This is a genomic window from Lactobacillus sp. ESL0785, from assembly GCF_029395455.1.
In the GTDB taxonomy this organism is placed as follows: domain Bacteria; phylum Bacillota; class Bacilli; order Lactobacillales; family Lactobacillaceae; genus Lactobacillus.
The window spans coordinates 653983-674200 of the sequence record NZ_CP113916.1 but is presented as its reverse complement, the minus strand read 5'-3'; the positions used below and the strand labels follow the sequence as shown (position 1 = coordinate 674200).

The following is a 20218-nucleotide window of genomic DNA, read 5'->3' as shown; positions in this document are numbered from 1 at the left end:
TTATATTAATGCCTAAACTACCAAAAAAACAAATACTATGCTTATACATAACATTTAATAACGATATTTTTTATATGGGTTGTTTCTTTAAAGCTAGTAATATCAGTACTGTCACCACAACTTTTATTTTTATTTAATAACTATTTTTAATAGTAAGTAATAATTGTAATTTGTGTTTTTTATATACATAGTTATTTAATTTCCTGCAACAATAAATAAAAAAAGAATTACAACTTATTAAAAGCTGTAATTCTAACTATAAAGTTATTTTTTAATTAAAATTTCTTATCTAGTTTATTAAAAGTTACCTTTTTTAATAAACTGATTAATATCTATTTGATAATACTTGTGTCCCTTAATCTTTACACATGCACCAAACGTTCTAATGGATTTACCACGAAATTTCTTATTTGCAGTCCGCTTACCATTATTATCGTAAACATAGGCATTATGCTTTAAATGACGCTTTTTACCCGTAACATTGCTGGCAACGATATATTGATTACTACCAATTTGAAGATAATTCTTACCAGCAATTTTTTGTTTACTATAAATAGTCAACTTAGTCCCAGCACTTTTACTTGTTGCATCTGTTAATTGACCAGTTTGATCGTAAACTAAAGCATCATGCATTAAAGTTTTAGTAGCAATTGGGTCAGGCAACGCTGCAGAATTATCAGTAGCTGGTGCATCTTTAACGCTACTTGGAGAATCATAATAGTACGTAACTAGATCACAGAAGTCATCCATTGAATAGCCCCATTTGGCAAAATAGCCATCAGGATCCGTATGATCAGTCCCGCCTAAAAACTTGGTAACTGCGTGATGGGACCAGATCGTTCCTTGACCATCGTTTGAAGCATTATCAGGTGTTAAATTATAATGATGCAGTAATTGAGCGACATAAATAGCATCATTATTGACACTTTTGACAAAGTCGGTCTGGTTATCTTCCTCACATAATTCGACTTGAATAAAGCGGTCATTAGCAACAGGACCAGCACCCCAAGTACTATAATCCGGTGACATCATTTGAATAACACCAGTTTTATCAACAAAAGCATGAACATACGTCGAAATATTTTTCCATTCACGATTGAAGTAAATTGCTTCATCATGAGCTGTTGCATTAGGAGTAGCTGTTTCATGGATAACTACACCTTCTGGCGAACCATTGCGGTATGAATTTTGATTTTCAGCAGTAAAGGAATTATATTTAACGCCTTCCTGCTTTAACATATCTTCTAAGTTGGTCACGCCACCATAAGAATCATTTTTAGCTAAGTCATTAATCGTACTGCTAGCTTGAACATTATCTATCTTCACCATGGGCATGATAGTCGCAGTTGCTAAGGCCATGACTGCAACTAATTTACCTAATTTCATTTTTGACATTTTAAAGCACTTTCTAAAAATATAAGTTGAAATTTTCTACAACTAAATTTTAGACTTTTTTGTGGATTTTTTAAATGCGCCTTTATGTATTTTTTCAAAATAAAAAGGCGATCATTATGACCACCAAGATTTTTCAATTATCAACGTCTTTTTTGATGCATTAATTCTACTATTACTTGTGAAAAGACATAGCCTAACGCAATCGCACCAGCTACCATACAAACATGAATTGTCTTCTGCACAGCGATCATTGGTGAGTGACTAATCATCGCCGCCAAAGCTTGATATCCACTGGCTCCTGGAACTAATGGCACTAAGCCACTAACAAACATTGTACTTGGCATTTTCTTTTTAACCGCGCAGACGATGCCCAAGCTGCCCACCACAAAGGCGGCCACAAAATTAGCTAAGATGGCACCCAAACCAAATTCAAATATGAACCAGTAGACAAGCCAGCCGATACAAGCAATGGTTCCGGAAGTATTGAATGCTTTTTTAGGTAGGTTAATAAACATATCAAACATTACTGTCCCCAAATAGCTGAAAAGAACTTGAATAATAAAATGATAAAAAGTCATTATGCGTCCTTTCTACTACATATAGTGCAGCACAACACCAATACCAAAGGCTAAAGCACTAAGTGTAATCATACATTCCATCATTCGCTCCAGTCCTGACAGTAAGTTACCTTCAAAGATATCACGCACAGCCGTAATCATTGGAATTCCCGGAACTGGTGGCATGATTGCCCCAATGATAATATTTTGCACGTTAAAGCCTAAATGCAAGCGGACACCAATAACCGTACATAAGCCAATGACAAGTGCACCAAAAAATTCACTAATAAAGCGAATCCTAATCCTTGACGACAACAGCAATGTAACTAGGTAACCTAGTGCTCCTGCAACAAAGGCCAACGGAAAATCACGCCAATCATAGGTTTGCGTAAAAATAAACATGAAAAAGGCACCTTCAAAGCCGGCCGCAATTGTCTGCACCCAAATAGGAAATTGTGGCTTAGCCTGCTTAACCGCAAATAATTCTTTTTCAAGTTGGTCAAGACTGATTTCTTCAGCTGTATATTGACGTGACAACCGGTTAACTGAATTAATTTTATCCATATTAATCCCGCGCTTATCAATTTGAATAAATCTTGTGTAAGAGGCATTCTTCAAACTGACGAGCACACCCGTTAAGCTGGTAAAGGCCTCTGCCTTGCTGCCAGCCGCATGATCGATAATTCGTTTAGTTGTATCTTCGACTCGCCACATTTCTGAGCCGGATTCAATCAAGATTTTGGCAGCTAATACACCAACATCAATTGCCTTTTTATTTTCCATTTTTTCATCACCACCTAAAAAGTGTAACAGACCTTAACAATTTTTACATCATAATAAGGGTTGACAATTCTCAAACTTATTATTTACCAGTAAAAAATCCCCTAACTCTTATCAGTTAGGAGATTTATCTTACAACTTAATCTCGACCGTAATTAGTAAAGATTTGCTTATAAATATCCACAAAGTCCAAATACATTTGCTCAGAAATATATTCATTATCTTGGTGTGGAGTATCACTACCCGGACCATACACTAAATATTCAAAACCAGTTGGGTGCTTAATCAAAAACTTAGAACCATCGGTACCACCAGAAACACCTTCAGTTAAAAAGCCACCTTCATGATACTCAGTATTAGCAATCTGGGCTTCCTTTTGCATTAATGCTAATTGAGCAGCTGGAATATCTTGCTTAGCAATATAAGGTCGACCAGCATCTTGAACAACTTTAAGCAACTTAGAGTCACGATTACCAATAATTGGAACGATGTCCATATCAACACTCATCTTAATATGACCATTAGTTGAATTATTGTAGTCATCAATTACTGCTTGAAATTCTTGCAAAATCGTTGGGTTAGCTAATTCTGGAATGGTCCGCAAATTCAGTTCAGCTTCAGCATGATTAGGAATTGCATTTACTTGGTTGCCGCCTTTAATGGTATCAATGTTAAAGACTGTCTCACCCAAAATATCATTCTTAACACCAGCAGTTAACTCTTTAATCCGCTTCTTAATCGCATCTAATACATTAAGCAAGTGTTCAACCGCGTTGTTACCCAAGAATGGCATCGAACTGTGCGCTGTTTTACCTTCTGAAGAAATTGTTAAGTCCAATTCACCTTTATTAGCAAAGACAGTTCTAAACAAACCTGAAGGTTCACCAATTAAAAGAGCATCAGCATCATCAACATAGCCCTGCTTTTGCAATTCTTCAGCACCAGGTTGACCAACTTCTTCGCCAGCAGTTGCTAACAGACGAATAGTACCCGGAATAGCAGCACCACTTTCTTTTAGTTCTACCATGGCAATGACCATTGCGGCTAAACCAGCCTTCATATCAGTAGTGCCGCGGCCGTATAGCTTATCGCCTTTTTTAGTGACTTTAAATGGATCGGTCTCCCAATTATCCTTGTTCACATCAACTGTATCCATATGGCCAGAAATAACCAAGACTGGCTTACCTGAGCCAAGTTCAGCTACCAAGTTAGCACGATTAGCTTCATTTTTTAATGGTAAAATTTCATTCTTAATACCAGCATCATCTAGCAACTTCTTCAAATACTTTGCAACCGGCAATTCATCACCATTAACTGAGTGAATGGCAACAAGATCCTGCAAAATTTGCATTTTCTGTTCTTTCTCCAAGATAAATTCCTCCTGTATTTTGATATATTACTTAGTTCATATTGTAGCCCACTTTTCGTATAGTTTCTAAACAGAAGCATTTTACTAAAAAAGCTTTAAGAATCATTAAGCAACCACACTACTTTTAAATAATAAATAGTATTACTTTACTAACAAACTTATTGGTTGCTACAATGAAGAAGAATAGGTTGAAATTAAAAAATTAATCAAGGAGGTTATAATGAAAGTAACTGAGATGGACAGAAAAATTGTTTCTGCTTTTGCTAAACTAGCCAGTAGTTATGGCTATAAAGGAACAACAACCCGCAAAATTGCTGAAGAAGCAGGAATTAACGAAAGTACAGTTTTTCGGCATTTTCCTGATAAAGAGAGCATTTTAAAAGCATTAATAAATCATTATACTGAGGAAATTACCGCGTTCGGTAATTCTTTTACTCCTAGTGGTGATCTTGAAAAAGACATTCAACACGCGGTTACTATTTCGCTGCAATTCATTGAACAACATCGCGGGATTTTTTTAATTGCATTGCGCGAAAATCACCAGTTTCCAGAATTAACAGCAGCAATTGAGCAATTATTGCACTTAGAGAACAAAATATATACCGATTTATTTAAAAAACTGCAGAACTGCGGTGAAATTGCTGCCGATATAAATATCAAAGTTGAAGTAAACAATATGCTACTAATTAATTTTGGTCACGCTGTTTTTAGATTGGCGTATGCGGATATTAAAAGCGAGCTCTCTGATCATGAGTATTTAACCCAAAATATCAAGACTTTTACTGAACATTTAAAAAAATAAAAGATAAAAAAGACGATGTATTGTTAACAATACATCGTCTTTTTTTATAGTTCTTGATCTAACTTCAGCAATGCTGCCGTTACCTCATCACGCAACTGTGTCCCTAGAATTTGCTCAACTTTAGCTTCCGAACGACCCACATAAGCAGCAGCATCCCGCTGAATCTCTTGGGCTTTAGCAGTTAAAGTAATTTCTTTTAACCTACTATCATGCTCATTAGCTTTTTTGGCAATTAAATCTTTTTGCTCTAATAATTTCAAAATATTGGTTGCTGTCGACTTGCGAATATTGAATTCATGTTCAATATCTTTCTGATAGATTTTTTGTTTGGCTGGAATGGCACTCAAGAATTGAATGATTACCATTTGCGTTCCTGTTAAGCCAATTGTTCTAGCATAACGATCAATATTACGATTAAAGGTATTTTGCGCTCTTTGCAAAGCTAAACCAAAATTTTTTTTCATTAGTTAATTCTCACTTAACTTGTCCTTTTTAGTAGCTTGATGCAATAAGTATGCGCCAATAACCACCAAGATTAATAAGAAAATCAAACCAACTTGGGCACCATCAACAAGTTTACCAGCACTAGTTGGTCTTGAACTCATTTGTTGGACAAATTGCATAATTGCAGAAACAATTGAAGTTCCAACTGCACCAGAAAATTGCTGCACCATGTTAAACAAGCCATTACCATCGGCATTTTCTTCCTTAGTAAGCAGGTTCAGTGAAGCTGTCATTGTATCACCCATGATTAAACCTGTCCCCGTCATAATAATAACGTAGGAAAGTAAGACATTAACAGAATTAAAATTCTGTGCAAACAGACAGAACATAATACTGCCCAAAACTTCAAAACAGGCACCGATCATAATCGGCTTTCTTGGACCATAATTGTCCAACATCCGGCCACTAACTGGTGAAGCAATTGCACCAATCGCACCGCCAGGTAGTAGCAGCAAGCCAGCTAACATTGCAGTTGCTCCGTTAACGATTTGCAGGTAATTCGGCAAGATAAAGGATAAGCCCACCGTATTAACTTGAAAAATAAAGTAAGCAATAATCCCAGCAGTAAACTTATGGTTCTTTAGCAATCTAATATTTAACAGCGGTTCTTTAACCTTGAGTGCATGCTTGATAAAGAAAGCTAGTGCAATCAAACCGATTACTAGTGGAACGATAAAGTTAATTGGCCGTACTAAAATTCCTGATAAATTACTGAAAGCTAAGATCAAACCAACAAAAGCTAATGCAATTTCAATAAAACCTGTCCAATCAAGCTTAGTATGACTTAATGGATACGGATCCTTGGTAATGCAGGTCACACCCATAATGAAAGAAATAATCATTACTGGGATAATCAAAATAAAGATATAGCGCCAACTAAGTGTATTAACGACTAATCCACCAAATGTTGGTCCTAAGGCTGGAGCAACTGCCGTAATCATTGTTCCAATCCCCATTAAAAGGCCAACCTTATCTAATGGCGTTCTCTCTAAAATAATATTAAACATCAACGGCAACGCAATTCCGGCTCCGGCACCTTGAATAATCCGGCCGATTACTAAAAAGATAAAGCCCATTGATTCAGTGGTACATGAATCAATCAATAGACCAATTACAAATAAAATCGCAGCTGTAACGAATAGCTTCTTAGAACTAAAATTCTTCTTCAAGTAAGCCGACAGTGGCATAATAATTGCGGCAATTAATAAATAACCGGTCGTCATCCACTGTACTGTGGCCATATTTACGTGAAATTCTTGCATTAAAACAGGAAAAGTTATATTTCCGGCTGTTTCAATTAGCACACCCGAAAATGACATTAAACCTGCAGCAAGAATTGACAAAATTAATTTTGCGTCTAATTTTCTTTGCATCAAATTCCTCCTAATTAAAAGATAGTTAGCTTGCTAACTATCTTCAAGTAACTATGCTATAACAAATTTCACTAAAATGCAAAGTTATTTAAATAAGGAACCGCTTTTATTTTTAAGCAGTTCCTTATCGCAAATCAATCATTTATTTTTTATGTTAATTTCTGTAATTTTGCCGAAATTTCTTTAATTTTCGTAAATGACGCATTGGAAGTAGCTAACATTTGGTCACGCTTAAATTGCAATAACTCAATTTCATTATATAAAAATAAGATAGCAAAAAAACTACTAGTCCTCTTGCTATCTTAAATTAAATCTTTTTATTTTGACTCATAGCCAGTTAAAAAACCGTTATACATATTTAATGATTGTAATGGGTAACCTTGATCATCAAACAACGCATTATTATCCCAAGATGAGCCGCCCCAAGCTGGATTTCCATTATAATACAATTTAGAATCAGGATAATAGCCTTGAGAATTGCCGTTAGCCCAACCTGTACCAAGCGAATCGGCAACATTTTTATTGTATTCCCAACTATCCCAGCCAGCCTTTACTGGAATCCATGCAGGTTCCCAATAAAATGCACCTAGGCCATTAGGATTATTAACAATAATTTTGTACATTTCAGCTGTATGATCAACTTGACCCTGTGGGCTAATTGCATAGTGACCAGGATCATAACCAATATTATTAGGCGTACCATCAGCATCATTAAGTGAATTAGGCCAAGCTGTCTCTAAAACAACAAACTTCTTACCAAATTGATTAACCGCCAAATCTTCAACTACTGCTAGAGTCTGCGGATTATTAGCATTCCAGCCATATAATGGGTAATAAGATGAACCCAAAACGTCGTAATCAACATTATTATTTTTTAACGAATTCATAATAAATTTATAATTATCGACATTTGGTGTTTCAAGCTGAACAGTTACTAAGGCGTTAGCATAGGTTTCACGAATTGCCTTTGAAGCAGCATTAACATAACCGGCTAGCTGTGCACTACTATCGCTTTCACCCCAAACTGCCTTGCTTGATCCTAGAATGCCCAGCATCCCTTTGGTAATTTCATTTCCAGCTTGGACTAGACCAATATCAACACCAGCCGCTTTAAAGTCAGCTAAAACCTTATGTGTATAATTGTAAATCGACTGCTTAATTTCAGCTGCTGTTTCATGTTCCCAAGCTTTTGGCAATGCTTGCGTTGCCGGATCAGCCCAAAAGTCTGAATATTGGAAACACAAAGCTGTCTTAATGCCATATTGCTTAGCTTCTTTAGCAATTGCCAAAACAGTCGCTTCATCATCGATACCACCACCATAGTTTTGGCCATGAGCATTATATGGATTATTCCACAATCGCAACCGAATATAGTTTACCCCAGCATCATGCAAGACTTTAAGTAAACTAACTTCTTTACCAGTAAAATCATAAAATTTTACCCCAGCATTTTTTAAAGCTAAATAACTAGAGATATCAACACCACGAATTGTATCTTCTTTCATACCAGCAATTGGCTGAACATTAACCTTTTCTTGACTTAATCCTGAATCTGTACCAGTTTGATAGACTTGCTTAATTTCATCTGGAGTCATTTCAGTTTGCGTTTTTGTAGTTTTATCTAAACTGCTTCCGGGTGCTGGTCCCCAAACTAAAGTTGCAGTATAAGGAATTACTAACGGATCACCATATTTGGTATTTTCATTGGCATGAATAAAATTATACTGTTTTTGATCCAAATTTTGTCCCTGCAGCCATAGTTCATAATGATAGGCATCGTTACCATTAAAGTAATTTTTAATGCCCACAAACTTACCATTACGTCCCGGTAAGGTAGCAAAAATCTTCTTTAAATTAGCTTCACCGATTAACTGTCCCTTAGGACCATTCAAAAGAAATGGGTCAGCTAAGTTAGTTAAACTCCCAACATCAACAGCAGTTAATTTTTGATTCTCCTGCAGGCCATCAGTAACATCAACATTAATACCTGAATTTTTATAAACTTTAACCACAATTGGTTGCACATCAGATGCTACCATCCCAGATGGGGTTGGCTCTGCACCAGGAGTAAACAGCAAAACTGCGATTTCACCAGAATTACTATTAACGCCTACACCTAAAACAGTTTTATCTAGATCTTTTATATTAGTCAGTGTAGCTACAAAATCTTGAGCAACTTTTTGAGCAGAAGTTACCGAAAAATCTGGAGCCGCACTAGTAATAAAACTTGTCTCTAGTTTACCTGTTAAATTAGCATTCTTTTTAATATTTTGTTCAATCGTAACTGGATTATTATCTAATTGTTGGTTAGCTACTAATTGAGCTGCATCGTGCAAAGTAAATGCTTGATAATTATCAGTTTGATTATTCCAATCAAAATCAATTTTAGCACCCGTTTGTTTTTGAACTTCCTGAGCAATATCGCTCGCAACTGCTTCACGATATTGTTGTCTTTGCTTTGACAAGTCAGTAATTAGGCTACCATCGCTAGCAAATTGATAATCTGTTCCATCAATTACCTGTTTACCCTGATACTGATGGCCATCACGCCGGTCAAAGAAATACTTCTTACTATTAATTGTCTGCCAACCATATTGCATTTGGCCATTAGTAGCATAATAAACTATTCTGTGACCAACTTTTTGAAATCCTGTCTGCATTGCACCAGTATTTTTATCAAATAAATACCAATTGCCTGCTATTCTTTGCTCACCATAGACCATTCCGTCGGCATTATAATAAACTGTCTTAGTACTTGTAGGTCCAGTGGGAATCGTCTGCCAACCAGTTAAATACTTACCAGTAGGATCCTTTAGCCGCCAATGACCATTTTCATAAACTTCAACATTTTTTGGTGTTTCTGGTTTACTAGATGCACTGGCATCACTGGCATTGGAAACTGACCCGGTTGAACCACTTATCGTACTTGATGATGACGAATTAGTTGGATTTGAACTCACAGAACCATTATTCGTAGGTTCATTTGCAGCAGCCGAATTATTAGCAGCACTAGATGTGTTTGCACCCGGATTTTTTGCCGGTTCAGCACCTGTTTTTAAAAATTTAATCTTATTAATCAAGACATACTTGTCTTTACTCAAAAGATAGTACTTCTTACCATTTATCGTCTTATGACCATAAACTTTGACTTTCGTACCTTTCTTAATCTTTTGCCTCTTCTTGCCTGTTGCAGTATATAAGTAAGTAGTTTTACTAATTTTAGCAGCTCTAGCTTTTGTACCTTTAATTCTTGTAGCTGTTGCCGCAAGAATATATTGACCATTACCAACGCGATAAAATTTTTTACCTTTAATTATCGTAGTCGCAAGGACTCTTAATTTTTTGCCTTTTTTGAACGTTCTGTGCGCAATTCTTTTACCCGCATGATTGTAAACAATAGCGGTACGTTTAAGCTTAATTTCAATTACCGCTTTAGTATTTTTAGCTGCATAAACGACATTATTTTGCGGCACCGTTACATTAGAAACAGCCCAAACTCCAGCTAGTATACTGCCAGTTGCAGTACCGATCAACAAATTCCGGGCAGTTTGGTGTAACTTTCCACCGTGCAAACAATTCTGCAGATCTTTTTGTAATTTTCGCTTCCAAATAAAGTTCATATATTAATCTTCGTCAATCTCAACAACTATTGATAACTAAAATAATATTACCCTTCCATCTCTTGCTCACGATATTTATAATTAATCAAATCCATCACCTGTTGAATAAACCAACTAGAAATTTCGGCATTATCATTATGTCGTCCCCAAAAGCCTTTGCTTAACACGTGAGCCTGTGGATATTTTTTTTGCAAAAAGTTACGCACAGACTGGTATCCCGTATCATCATAATCTTCTTCTTCCATGTAACCCAGAGTAAAATCTGTCTGACTTAGATCGGCACGTGCAAACTGTAGCCACATTTTTTGGTTTACCTTAGCAAGCGTAGCAGCATCAATACCGCCATATTCAGCTAAAATAATATCATTAATATCATCAAAGCCTTCTGGACGTTTGATTTTAGAGTTAGCAGCTACTACACCTAAATTAGCAATAATTTTAGCAGCTACAATTGATCCTGCACCTAACTGCGCACCATAATATAGTGCCGCATAAGCGCCCATTGAAATTCCTGTTAATACTAAATCTTGCCTAGTAAAGCCTAATTGATGGAGGTAATGAATAATTATTTGCCCGACTTGCTGTTCAAATTCAGCCGATCCGATATAAAAAGCACCACCATAAAGACGCGAATCCGTTACCAGTAGTGAAGGAGAACCAACTTTTTGGACAAGACCATTTCCTTCAAACACACTAGCCGTATTAAAACCGGCAAACACTACAAGTAGTGGCGGTTTTAAATTACCAGCATTAAATAAATAATTAACTTCCCCGCCTAATCCTTGACGATCGCAAATTCCTTTGGCACCCAAAGCAATTTTGCCATAAGGACCAAGGGCACGGTGCATATGAATTGTTCCTAATTTCAACTGGCCACTGCCATAAGCATAAAAAGTAACTTGAAAATAACTCGCTTCACCCAAATCGCCAACTAACAAATGCTTCTGATGAAAATCATGATCACTCATTACCCATTTTTTAATGCAGGACTGTTTTTGAATTGAAAAGCACTGTACTTCAACTTTAAAATGAACATTAGCAGATCTTTGACATTCAACTTCAATGTCTTCTTTCATTCCTTGCGGTAAAAAAACACTATGACGTAAATGCCCAATATTTTGCCAAGTTGTGCCAAAATCATAATTAATTTCATAATATGTATTCCCCATAATTTTAGCACACTCTAAAATTGGCTGCGGTAAATATATTTCTAATGGCAAAACCTGATAACCAATATTTTGACCAAAGAAGTATAAATTTATATCATGCTGTAATTGGGTTAAATTTTGACCAAAATCAAGTCGAAATTCACCACGAAAATCCAAAATAGCTTGACTTTCTGCAGTTAGCTTTGCCTGGGCACTATAAATCACTCGATTAGCTGGCAACTGTTTTAAAATTGCTGGTTGCTTTAACCAAACCGAACTTTTATCAAGCAAAAAATAATTATTCTGGTAGCTTGCATTAAATCTACCATTAATGAATACTTGTTCAAGATTATTTTCTTGCAAATAATCCTCATTAGCCCACAGATAATTACAATTCACAAAGAAATTATCAGGAAGGATAAACTGGTTACTTCCACTATGAATTAAATATGGTAATTTTTTGGGTCCCATTTAAAGCAGCTCCCTCCATTGTTCAACTACCTGTGATGGCTTCATCTGCTCAATTATCCGCGTATTTTCAATTACTGAATTATTCCACTTATCAAGTGAACGTAAAAATAAGGATAGCTGTTCAGGCAGTGCACCATTATCTGCAACTAAGTCGCCATTAACTTCTGGAGTAATCAAGCCATTACTCTGCCGCGCAAATTGGGGAATACCTGCTTGCAGAGCTTCCAATTGCAACGTAAAATTACTTTTAGTACCTGTATCAAGGTAAATTCGTGCTTGCCGCATTAACTTTTTTTCTTCCTGAAATGCCAAGGTTTGACAGGAAACGCGGTTAACTACTGCTGGGGTATTAATTGGAGCTGGCTTAGTTTTTTCGCCAGCATCTTTAATTAATAAATTAAGCTGCTGTAAAATAACTGCTTGCAGAACCTCCGTTGCATCAATTACTAATTCCACATCTTTTTGCTCACTCATAATAGTTAACAGCTGATTTAAATAGTCTTTAATTAATGCCGGCAAAATTTCACCAGTGTGCCAATAGATAATTTTGGCAACCAGCTTATTACTCAAACTTAGGTTAGCCTTTTCAATTACTGGTGTAATCAACTGGCAATCTTCTTGCTTAACTTCAGGCGCTATTTGTAAAAAATCATCCCGTAAACTAACCGTCCGAAAAGCATATTTTATATTATGAAAACGGCCAATATTTTGACCAACAGGAACCGTGGCTGAATCTGTAATTAAAAAGCAAAAGCGAAATTGTTCCGGCAACGTTAATCGTAAATTAATTGTATCTGGATCAGTATCAGCAATAAAAAGTGTCTTATCATCAACATGCTGAAGCAAAAATTCCTTAACTATTTCCAATTCACTATTATATGTTGCTTGTCTAAAGCGTTTGCGTTGGTTAGCAGCAATAACAATTGAACTATTCTGCTGAGTCATAATCAACTCGCCATAATTGTTAAACCACTCTTTTTTTAATACTTGGGACGTATATTTATCAAAATATTCGGTTGTGATTTTAAACCCACGCACATCATAATTATCTTGAATAAAGCAGTCAGACTGATAACTAACTACTTGACGCACCCAGCCAAATTTATTTAGCTTCACAGTTAATACGCGCTGCTCTCCCTGCCAGAAAGTAACACTATCCGTTCTACTATCTTGAAAATTAGGAATTAGGTCAGTGGGTATCTTTAAATCTGCCAAAAAAAGCGGGTTACTAAGGGTATTAATTCCCAAAATTTGGTCAAACAAATAATAAGTATCTGTCAAATTATTAATTGCCACAAACGACTCATTATCACTAGTATTTTCATTAATTAAATATAACTGACACGGTATTTTGGCTGCACGCAGCTTACGCCGTAAAAACAATAAGTAATTTTCCTGATAAAAGTTATCTTGCTTAGCCAAGTCAGGCAGTAGAACTATTTTATCCATTCTTACTCCTTTTAACCCAAATTAAGGTTATACTGCATTTCAGATAGTAATGTCTGATATTGCTGAATAATTGTGATAAAAATTGTAACTAAAATAAAAAGATTACTAATAAATAAGGTTAGGTTGGCAATTTCCGGTTGCCACAAACCCCAAATTAGTGGCCACATAACCAATAACAATAACATGCCACTGCTGCCCCAAGTTAAGCGGACATATTTACTTAACAAAAAGTGTTCTGTATCAGGTCCCGGTACAACATGATAAAAATAATCACCGGATTCTTTTAATTGTCTTGTTCGTACTTTTAATTGCAGTGTTAACAAACCAAAAATAAAGTTTAAGCCAATCACCACTAACGCATAAAAAATAATCCCCGTAAGATGATTAATTGCTGTTAACTTTAATAAAGGTATCTTAAATCTTACTAAAAGATTGCTCTTTAATAATAGCCGCGGCAACATAAATAGTCCCGAAGCAAACATAAATGACATAGCTCCCGCTAATAAAAACCGCATTGGAAAATACGAACGAGCAAAATCACTCGTTAATAATGGATTACACAGTGGAATTTGCTCCTCAGCTTTAGTCATTGCAACCCCAGCAAATAATGTCAGACCAATTACTAAAAGTAATAATCCAAGATGAAAAATAGTTAAATGATACTGGGCAAAACCCCAACCTTGTTTCAAAATACCAGGCAGCGACATCAGCAATTGCGGCACAATCAGTAAAGCCGGTCCACCTAAGCCACGCTCCACATTGAGATTAGCTAAGAACACTACGGCCATACTACCAGCTGTTAAGATAATCACCCAAACAAAGTAAATAGTATTCTCGCCAACCTGTTTCGTCATCACTACTGAATTGGGCAGATAACTGGCATACCATGCTGACTGCACAAAAGCAAAGAACAAACTCAACAGATTAATGATCATGCCCCAGTTTTCTTGTGACATCCCCCGTAAACTTTTTAAATCAAAAGATGTCAACGCCTGAATGACAATGTTCGCAGACATATATGGTCCAATCCCCAACATAAACAAGGTAGGGATATTCGTCTGAGCTCCTGTATACATTCCAACCAAGCCAATCCACGAATTTTGCAATAATTGTTGACTAGCTAATTTAATTGAAACTGCAGGTAAGACAATTGTCTGCCCTAACAAATATATTGTTAAAATAAACACAGACCAAATGACTCTTTTTCCCAAATAATTCACTCTCATTAAAGAAAATAATCTCCCCTAAAATTATGCAAAATAAATTTGCATGCCCTTATCTGTACTACCAGTCACTTTTGAACACAAAAGATAACGCATAATTTTTAATGAAATGTCCTTCTTCATCGCATTAAAGCCGGCTAATGCTTCCTGCTGATAGTCAAACAGTGAATCTTGTTGGCCAATCACATGTTGCTGAACAGCAGCTTGCAGTTGTTCCAAATTATCAACTTGCTTAACCCAAGAATCATCAATTGCTTTTAAAATCGCCGTTTGCTCAAAATATGTCCATGCTTCCTCACTTTCAAAGCATGTCCGCTTAGCCGCAAATTGCCTTTCAAATAATTTTGTTAAATTATCCGCCAAATTTTCACCAATAAAGCGGCGGTTAAGCTTACCTAAGAAAGTAGGATCAAGATTAGTGACAATATAAGTTGTTACCAAATTAATATCTGTTATCGGCTGACGCGTTAAGTCCGCAATCGCTGCTGTCGCACTATTAATGACAACTTGATCCAAATCTACTGCAGAAGTCATAAGCCGATTTCTAGCTTGATAAACAGCGTCACGCTGCAATTTCATTACTTCACCATACTGCAGCGTATTAAAACGAGCTTCTTGCTCTTGATGCTTTATTCTAGTTTGTAATTTAGTAAAGAGATGCCGAAAACGAAAACGAATTAACTGTGAATCATGTCGATGCTTAGCAATCAACCGGTCAATGTTAGCCGAAGGAAACTGCTTAATGATTTTATCTTCGAGTGAAGTAAAGAAAATCGTTGCTCCGGGTTCTCCTTGCCGACCTGACCGTCCCCGTAACTGATTATCAATTCTTCTTAATGACATTCGCTCTGTCCCAATAACCAGTAGACCGCCTAATTTTTGCGCTTCTGGCGACAAAACGATATCTGTTCCTCGACCTGCCATTGACGTTGAAACTGTTACCATTCCTACTTGACCAGCACTTTTAATTATTTCGGCCTCTTTGGCAGCACTTTCAGCATTGAGTAAACTATGTGGGACATGTCTTTGTAGTAATAATTTTGAATATTGTTCTGATAAAGCTAACGAGCCAGTTTCAACTAATACCGGCCGTTTCTTAGCATAACTATCCTCAACCAGAGTTAAAGAATCATGCAGCTTAGCTTCGGTTGTGTAATACAACAAATCTGAAAAATCTTTACGAATACTCTTTTTATTAGTAGGAACCTTAACAACATATAGATTATATATTTGCATTAATTCCCGTTTATCTCCCGAAGCTGTGCCCGTCATTCCTGCTAAGTTAGTAAACATCCGGTACAAGTTTTGGTATGTAATCGTAGCAACTGCACTCTGCTCGTGAGTTTCCTTTAGTCCTTCCTTAACTTCCAAGGCTTGGTGTTGCCCAGCCTGTAATTGCATTCCCGGAAGTTTGCGCCCATTATTTTCATCAATTAGCACAATTTTGCCTTCAGCAATAATATAATCCTGATTTTTTCGGAGTACATAATTTGCCCGTAAAGCCAATAATAAATGGCGATACAGTTCCTGCTGTTCTTCAGCCAAAACATCAGTAACACCAAAGAATCGATTGGCTCGCTGCAATCCTTGCTTTAAAAACCAGACTTTCTTTCGGTCCTTACTGAGAGCATAATCTTGCTTTTCCTTAAGCGTTTTAACAAAAATATCCGCTAATTGATTGTAGTTGGAATTAGCCTTAGGTGTACCGGAAATTACCAATGGCGTCGCAGCCAGATCAAGCAAAACTGTATCGACTTCATCAATCAAAGCAAACTTAAAAGCGCGAATAAATTGTTTATCACTGTTAGAAGCAAGATTATTAAATAAATAGTCAAAACCCAAAGAACCACTGTCTGTATAAACAATATCAGAAGCATAAATTTTCTTTTTTAAACTTAATTCCTGACTAGAATCGGAGCTTGAGCGATTGTTAGCAACGGTCAACCCCAAAAAGCGATACACCTTGCCCATACTCTCAGCATCACGCTTAGCCAAATATGAATTAGCAGTAACCAAAAAATTACCCGGACCTGTTAAGCCATGCAGATACATAATCATTGTTGCCGTAAGTGTTTTACCTTCGCCAGTTTTCATTTCAATGATGTTACTGTCTTGCATTGCCACTGCACCAAAAATTTGAACACGATACGGCCGCATTCTTAGTACTCGCTCATCGACAACACACACTACGGCATACGCATCAGGTAAAATATTATCCAAACTTTGACCGTGACTAATTTGGGCCTGAAAATCTGCTGTTTTGGCCTGAAGTTCCGCATCACTCAACTGCTCATATTTTTTAATTAATTTTTCAATTCGCGCTGTCTGCTTCCAGTATTTGCGAAATCTCAAATGTATACGCATATTAATTCAATCTATCATTTACTTACTTTATGACTGACAACTTCAAGTTTATTAACAGGCAACTGCTGCTTTTCAATTTCGTAATATTGCCGCCGCGTGAGTACCACCTTAGCAATATATGGAATTTGATCATTCAAAATCATTGCTAAGTTAGCCCGCACATTGCCATTTTGATCTAAAGGATCTTCATTTAAATAATAAATGTTTTGTGAACTTGTCTGTGCTAAAGCTGATAATTCAATTCCTAAGAAGTTAATACCAACTGTATCCTTACTGTCGATTTTTTGAGCTAGTTCAGCAATAATAAACTCATTTAAAGAATCATATTTACTAATTATGGCGTTGGTCTTAGGATTCTCAACTGTAACCAAATTAATTTCATTATTATAGTAATAATATCTAATTACAGGTTGCCGCTGTAAATTAAAGAAAATTATTTCTTGCAAGACATTATTGGCATATAGTAAGTGACTATATAACTTGCCATCAGAAGTATATTCTTCAATATAATCTAAACTGCCGTCAGGATTTAAAAATCTAATATCTTGGGCTGCTCTTCTTGTATTAGGAAAAATATATTCTCGAGCAATATAATCACCTTGATAGCTAGCAAAGATACTGCCATTCTTTAATACTTCAACATAACCCGAATCCGGAATATTTACTTCATTAAAATAGCGATAACTTTTAGGATCGTATTTTCTTTTGGTAATTAAATCAATTAACGTCGTGCCCTTTAATCCGTTAGCTTGCAAGAAATTACGCATATTTGGCATTGAGCCAAGGCACAGTAATTTACCATTTGTTTTTTGTAAGCGTTCTTTAATCGCCTGCAATGTTGCTTGATCTAGAGTGTCTACTCGATTAACTAACTCGTAATCCATCTACCAATTTCCTCCAACTACGTGCAATTGTTTCATTACTAAATTTTTCCATGCCCACTTGTGTTTGCGCACATAACTTCGGATAATCAGCTGCAAGCAACCGATTAAGTCCTTTAATAATTTGATCAACATTAAACTGATCATCATCACGTTTTAATTCTTGTAAAAAGCCATTCTGACCGTCTTTAATCATTGCCATTGACCCAAACCGCGCCTTAAAGGTAACAACTGGAAGCCCAGCATTCAGTGCCTCAATATAGGTCAAGCCAAAGCCTTCAGAAAATGAAGTTGAAATAAACGCATCATATTGGGGATAAATCTGCGCTAATGAATCTGACAATCCCTTCAATTCAATATAATCTTCTGCGTGATTGTCTTTAATTAACTTAGCCAGTTCATCCTTCTTTTCACCTTGACCATAAATCGCAAAGCTGATTTTCTGACCAGCATTATGCAATGCAACTACGGCCTTAATGGCAATGTCGATGTGCTTTTCCGCAGCTAACCGTGAAGCCGTAATTAACTTCAACGACTTCAGTTCAGTTTTATGTGGATGATGTTGTTGTAACGTGAGGCCACCAACAGGAATAGTCACAAATCTTGCCCCTTCTTTTGGAAAATCAACCAAAATATCTTGCCGCTGTAACTCTGTCGCAACAACAATGCGGTCAAATCCCTCAAGGTGTCTGAACATATACTCATAGTAATTATTCCACAACGGTTTTGTAGGATCATTCCGATCTGCCAAGTGATCCGCATGAATAATACCGATGATTTTAGAATTAGGAATTTTATGCGGAACCAATGCCTCATCGACAAAGTCACCACGATCAATATAAAAATTACTTTGTCCGCCAAAGAAGCGGTCAAGAATCTCAAAAAAGTACCGGTGAAGCTTTACTAAATTAGCAAAAAATAAATGGTGCCCTGCTTGATTAAACAAATGAATATTTTGAACCTGTGATTCCACATTTTCACTATTAGTAATTTCATACGTGGCCTTTAATTCATTTGTTTTTGCATTAAAGATTTCAACTTTAAAGACGCGAACAACCAGCACCTTGCTCTCAGGCTTCTGCTTGTTTTTTTCTTTGACAAAATGTTCCACAATATGCATGCCGGAATCAGTATAAATATGTTTCAACCTAATTGTATTGCTGCTATCGGTAATCGTTACCGCTTTTTTAGGCTTAGTCCGCCGAGGTAAGCCGTCAGCTAAATACTTTTCACCTAAAGTAAAATACTCCCACATATTGATAACTTCATCACGATGCAAATGCCACTTTTTCATTGCTTGATGTAATTCGGGAACCAGCGAGACAAAGACAAATTTATAAGGTATATTTTCATCCTTAAATCGCTTTGCTCGATAAAATTCCGCGTGCTCAACTCCTGAATTTCCCAATCCCATTGCCTGATTAATAAAAAAATCCATCTATATTCCTCTCTCTGATAAATCAACTTGCATCATCCGCTTAGTTATCGGTTCAGTTAATCGATTACGGTCAATTCTTAAACTAAAATGTTGTAATTCTGCTTGAATCAAGTAATTAATAATTTGTTCAACCATTGCTGGTTCAAGATATAATTCACCCTTACTGTTTTGCGGAACAAAGATAAACAGGTGCTGTTCTTGAGCAATAAAACTGAGTTCTTGAATGACTGACCTCTTTTTTACTAAATGCACAAATAACAGATTATCTTTTGCATACTTACTTGTTATCTTAAGCACACGTAAATTGGCAATTCTATCTAACTTAAACCGATAATTTGTCATAATTGCTGCACGCGCCACAATTAAATTAGTCAGCGTAAACTTGACCGTATTTAAATTAATTAATGCCAGACTATAACTTACTGTTTCTTGCGGCAGGGTAAACATTGGTGCCGCTGAAGTAACAATCTGCTCACTAACTTTATTTTGATCTTCATCATATGCATTAACTACTAATGCCACAGAGTCGCGCGGATGAAACTCCCCATTAAACTTAAAGCTGTAAGCTGTTCGCGGAAGCAAATTAGGCAAATACATGCTCGGCGTAAAATCAGGTTGATGCGGGCGATTTTCCCAATTAATAATTTTTTGTCCGGGCGTCAACAGCGGATTTTCATAACTGACCTGATCAGCAGTAAAGCGAACTTGAGAACCATTAAGATACAGATAAGCCAGATCAGTAGGACAAAAGAATAAATATATTTTTTCTATCTTGGTTTTCATTCTGTGACCTTATTTTTAACAAAACTTTCTAACAAAAAGCATCCCCAATAAAGTTATTCGG

General features: G+C 36.3%; 15 protein-coding genes. 1 reads left to right on the top strand and 14 read right to left on the bottom strand.

The features are described from left to right. Positions 1–297 precede the first annotated feature (297 nt). The 4 genes from OZY43_RS03290 to OZY43_RS03275 form a co-directional block, all read right to left on the bottom strand. On the bottom strand, positions 298–1386 hold the full coding sequence (locus OZY43_RS03290; protein WP_277166340.1) for an SLAP domain-containing protein: 1089 nt from the start codon (positions 1384–1386) through the stop codon (positions 298–300). A gap of 149 nt (positions 1387–1535) precedes the next feature. Continuing rightward, on the bottom strand, positions 1536–1973 hold the full coding sequence (locus tag OZY43_RS03285) for a threonine/serine exporter family protein (protein WP_277165937.1): 438 nt from the start codon (positions 1971–1973) through the stop codon (positions 1536–1538). A 15-nt stretch (positions 1974–1988) separates the two neighbouring features. Then, on the bottom strand, positions 1989–2735 hold the full coding sequence (locus tag OZY43_RS03280; RefSeq protein WP_277165935.1) for a threonine/serine exporter family protein: 747 nt from the start codon (positions 2733–2735) through the stop codon (positions 1989–1991). A 136-nt stretch (positions 2736–2871) separates the two neighbouring features. Then, positions 2872–4101 (bottom strand): ArgE/DapE family deacylase, encoded by a 1230-nt coding sequence (locus tag OZY43_RS03275; RefSeq protein ID WP_277165932.1) that lies wholly within the window; start codon positions 4099–4101, stop codon positions 2872–2874. Between the two features lie 220 nt (positions 4102–4321). Here OZY43_RS03275 and OZY43_RS03270 point away from each other — a divergent pair, with 220 nt between their 5' ends. Further along, positions 4322–4903 (top strand): TetR/AcrR family transcriptional regulator, encoded by a 582-nt coding sequence (locus OZY43_RS03270; RefSeq protein ID WP_277165930.1) that lies wholly within the window; start codon positions 4322–4324, stop codon positions 4901–4903. Positions 4904–4947: 44 nt separating this feature from the next. On the opposite strand, the gene OZY43_RS03265 is transcribed toward OZY43_RS03270, so the two are convergent. The 10 genes from OZY43_RS03265 to asp3 form a co-directional block, all read right to left on the bottom strand. Then, positions 4948–5367, bottom strand: coding sequence for a MarR family winged helix-turn-helix transcriptional regulator (locus tag OZY43_RS03265; protein WP_277165928.1), 420 nt, complete (start codon positions 5365–5367; stop codon positions 4948–4950). A gap of 3 nt (positions 5368–5370) precedes the next feature. Beyond that, a complete protein-coding gene (locus OZY43_RS03260) occupies positions 5371–6780 on the bottom strand; it encodes a DHA2 family efflux MFS transporter permease subunit (protein WP_277165926.1) in 1410 nt (469 codons plus the stop codon). Positions 6781–7097: 317 nt separating this feature from the next. Beyond that, on the bottom strand, positions 7098–10400 hold the full coding sequence (locus OZY43_RS03255) for a glycosyl hydrolase 53 family protein (RefSeq protein WP_277165923.1): 3303 nt from the start codon (positions 10398–10400) through the stop codon (positions 7098–7100). Positions 10401–10447: 47 nt separating this feature from the next. Then, entirely contained in the window at positions 10448–12019 is a 1572-nt protein-coding gene (gene asp2, locus OZY43_RS03250; protein WP_277165920.1) for an accessory Sec system protein Asp2, read from the bottom strand. After that, on the bottom strand, positions 12020–13468 hold the full coding sequence (locus OZY43_RS03245; protein WP_277165918.1) for a hypothetical protein: 1449 nt from the start codon (positions 13466–13468) through the stop codon (positions 12020–12022). Between the two features lie 11 nt (positions 13469–13479). Then, entirely contained in the window at positions 13480–14694 is a 1215-nt protein-coding gene (locus tag OZY43_RS03240; protein WP_277165916.1) for a hypothetical protein, read from the bottom strand. 24 nt (positions 14695–14718) lie between these two features. Continuing rightward, a complete protein-coding gene (gene secA / locus OZY43_RS03235; protein ID WP_277165914.1) occupies positions 14719–17043 on the bottom strand; it encodes a preprotein translocase subunit SecA in 2325 nt (774 codons plus the stop codon). A gap of 26 nt (positions 17044–17069) precedes the next feature. After that, the gene (locus OZY43_RS03230; protein WP_277165912.1) at positions 17070–17939 is read right to left on the bottom strand and encodes a hypothetical protein; all 870 of its coding nucleotides are present in this window, start codon (positions 17937–17939) and stop codon (positions 17070–17072) included. Continuing rightward, on the bottom strand, positions 17920–19374 hold the full coding sequence (locus tag OZY43_RS03225) for a glycosyltransferase (protein ID WP_277165910.1): 1455 nt from the start codon (positions 19372–19374) through the stop codon (positions 17920–17922). The genes OZY43_RS03230 and OZY43_RS03225 overlap by 20 nt, the downstream gene beginning before the upstream one ends. Then, positions 19375–20157 carry an accessory Sec system protein Asp3 gene (gene asp3, locus OZY43_RS03220; RefSeq protein WP_277165909.1) on the bottom strand — a complete coding sequence of 261 codons (783 nt, stop codon included), beginning with the start codon at positions 20155–20157 and terminating at the stop codon, positions 19375–19377. Positions 20158–20218 lie beyond the last annotated feature (61 nt).

What these genes read in the sequence shown, in the direction of transcription:
- OZY43_RS03265 (WP_277165928.1), bottom strand. Translation starts at nt 5,367, where the DNA reads ATGAAAAAAAATTTTGGTTTAGCTTTGCAAAGAGCGCAAAATACCTTT.
- OZY43_RS03270 (WP_277165930.1), top strand. Translation starts at nt 4,322, where the DNA reads ATGAAAGTAACTGAGATGGACAGAAAAATTGTTTCTGCTTTTGCTAAA.
- OZY43_RS03245 (WP_277165918.1), bottom strand. Translation starts at nt 13,468, where the DNA reads ATGGATAAAATAGTTCTACTGCCTGACTTGGCTAAGCAAGATAACTTT.
- asp3 (WP_277165909.1), bottom strand. Translation starts at nt 20,157, where the DNA reads ATGAAAACCAAGATAGAAAAAATATATTTATTCTTTTGTCCTACTGAT.
- OZY43_RS03240 (WP_277165916.1), bottom strand. Translation starts at nt 14,694, where the DNA reads ATGAGAGTGAATTATTTGGGAAAAAGAGTCATTTGGTCTGTGTTTATT.
- OZY43_RS03285 (WP_277165937.1), bottom strand. Translation starts at nt 1,973, where the DNA reads ATGACTTTTTATCATTTTATTATTCAAGTTCTTTTCAGCTATTTGGGG.
- OZY43_RS03290 (WP_277166340.1), bottom strand. Translation starts at nt 1,386, where the DNA reads ATGAAATTAGGTAAATTAGTTGCAGTCATGGCCTTAGCAACTGCGACT.
- asp2 (WP_277165920.1), bottom strand. Translation starts at nt 12,019, where the DNA reads ATGGGACCCAAAAAATTACCATATTTAATTCATAGTGGAAGTAACCAG.
- OZY43_RS03280 (WP_277165935.1), bottom strand. Translation starts at nt 2,735, where the DNA reads ATGGAAAATAAAAAGGCAATTGATGTTGGTGTATTAGCTGCCAAAATC.
- OZY43_RS03225 (WP_277165910.1), bottom strand. Translation starts at nt 19,374, where the DNA reads ATGGATTTTTTTATTAATCAGGCAATGGGATTGGGAAATTCAGGAGTT.
- OZY43_RS03230 (WP_277165912.1), bottom strand. Translation starts at nt 17,939, where the DNA reads ATGGATTACGAGTTAGTTAATCGAGTAGACACTCTAGATCAAGCAACA.
- OZY43_RS03255 (WP_277165923.1), bottom strand. Translation starts at nt 10,400, where the DNA reads ATGAACTTTATTTGGAAGCGAAAATTACAAAAAGATCTGCAGAATTGT.
- OZY43_RS03260 (WP_277165926.1), bottom strand. Translation starts at nt 6,780, where the DNA reads ATGCAAAGAAAATTAGACGCAAAATTAATTTTGTCAATTCTTGCTGCA.